Origin of the sequence: Brunnivagina elsteri CCALA 953, assembly GCF_002289455.1 — a bacterium.
Lineage (GTDB): Bacteria > Cyanobacteriota > Cyanobacteriia > Cyanobacteriales > Nostocaceae > Brunnivagina > Brunnivagina elsteri.
On sequence record NZ_NTFS01000656.1, the window covers coordinates 1 to 2204 of the forward strand.

Here is a 2204-nt window from a genome sequence, read left to right on the forward strand (position 1 = left end):
ATTTTCATGTAAATCATAAAAGTTAAAATATTCTTCCTTGGCTTTCCGACAGCGAAGTTCACAACGATTTTTATATAAAGGTGTTTGTTTAAATATATCTTCTAGCTGTGTAATTTCTTCAATCTGCAAAATTTCATTTTCATTGAGATATTCTGCAAGTTGAATAATTTCTTCTTTTCCTTGACGGTATTGACGGTGAATTTCTAAAGTGTTTTTAAGGATTTCCTTATCAATAAGTGATGCACCTAAATCGTGTCCAAAATCAATTGGTGTATCTGCCATTCCTTTAACTAAAGTATAGTCAGTTGTTGAGGAACCAATATCAATTACTAATACTGATTTTTGCAGTTCTTGAATTGTAAAAATACTGCTTTCTTTAGCGTGCATTAATGCTGCACGGGATTCTTTAACGACAATTGTATTTGGTAAAGATGCGGCTAAAATTTGTTGATAAATTGCGATTTCTTCTTGCCACCATCCAGAAGGGCAACCAACAAAAAAGTAGTTGATATCTTCATAATTAATTTGAGTAGTAGCAATTAAATGTTGATAAATAGCATTAACAAATTCTGTAATTATTTTTTGATAACCCTTATCGTCAAATTTTCGATTTTTAAAAGCGATATCAAAAGTACTGGCATCAGACATTTGAAACGCGATGTCACCAATGACTATACCGCGTTTCGGATGGTGTGCGATCGCAGTTATTTGACTTTTACGATTATTGATTAATAAGCTTTGTGGTGTTGTTTCTTGGTTGTTAGCATTTACCCATGTGAGTGCTGTTTCTCCATGTCCTAAATCAAAGCCGATTATTTTGATGTTGTGGTATTCTTGCATTTGATTTGTATATTGAATATTAATATTTTAACTAAAGATTGAGATGTTTGTTAGTTTGATGAGACTGGTTCGATCACACTACCAGGTAAGAGAATTTGATTATCTTTTACTAAAGCATGTTTGAGGGTTATATAATCAGTTATTTCTGGATTTAAGCTGGGTTCAAAGTAGAACATTAAGTCTTGTTCTTCCCTAGATTGATAAACCCGTGCTTCGATTCCATAATGTCTCAAAATCGTTGCTGCTTGCTCAATCCGACGACGTACAGTAATTGGTAATTCTGTATTCTCATCGAGTGCATCTGCCATTAAATCTTGTAAGTATTCTAATAAATCAAGATTATTTTCTAAACCCGGTTTTGATGTTTTTTCTATACTTTGCTTTTGTGCTGCAACTGTAAGTTCAATTGATTGGAATGATTGATAAAGATAGTCGAGTAATTTATTTATATTGATAGTGATTTTTGCTTGCTGTTCGGGTTGTTGTAAAGTCTTAATACTTACAGTTTCCAGAGATGGTTTTTGTTTGATAATTTGGGATATAGTACCTCCTGTAACACCTCCAATTATGGCTCCAATAAGTCCCCAATACCAACCACCTTCAATAACTCCTGCTAATCCACCAGCTAGCAAACTACTGAATATTTCTCGACTTTTTTGGAATGTTTGAATTATGGTTTGTTTGTAATAACTTGGTGATGCTAAATCTTGTAATTTTTGTTGGGTTTGAATTACGTTATAAATGGGTTTTACTAGGCTTGATGTTAGTTCATTTAATGTTGTTTGTTGATTGTTTACTGATATATTTAAATTATCTTGTTGTTTGACTAATAATAAAACACTTGTATATTGGCTGATTGACTGTAGCATGACTCTTGCAAGTCTTGCTTGAGGTGGTGTCAATGTTTGAATATACTCGCTATTGATATCTATAATTTGATTAATTTCTGTTTGGATAATTTTGACTATTATTTCCGGTATTTGATTATTTTCGACTTGAGATTTCAGTTTTTCTTTTATTTGTTGGTAATAGTCTATAAGTGTTGTCATGATAATTAGATTTAGCCGATTTCACATTTTCTAGGGTAATTATAGGATAACTGTAGATAGAAATTCATTATATTGAGGTTTATTTCTAGTTTTATCCAACTTCCGAAAGATATTTTGGCAACGAATCATAGAAAACAGAAATAGAATAATTAATTAGTTGTATCGATATTTGTGTGTAAAGTAAAGAGATTTTGAATACAATAAAATTGCAATCTCTCTTAGATTAGGTGGGATATAACGCAGTTCAACTCAAAATTTGTACAAGATGCTATTGGAAAATTGGGTGTTCTGTCGTGTTCAGTAGCACAATTATAA

At 31.7% G+C, this 2204-nt stretch carries 1 protein-coding gene and 1 pseudogene; both read right to left on the reverse strand.

Annotated features, from left to right (window positions below):
- Positions 1-840: pseudogene (locus CK510_RS29575) on the reverse strand (Hsp70 family protein); the annotation flags it as partial.
- A 50-nt stretch (positions 841-890) separates the two neighbouring features.
- Positions 891-1889, reverse strand: a complete 999-nt coding sequence (locus tag CK510_RS29580; protein ID WP_095725012.1) for a bacteriocin class II family protein — start codon at positions 1887-1889, stop codon at positions 891-893.
- Between the last annotated feature and the right edge of the window lie 315 nt (positions 1890-2204).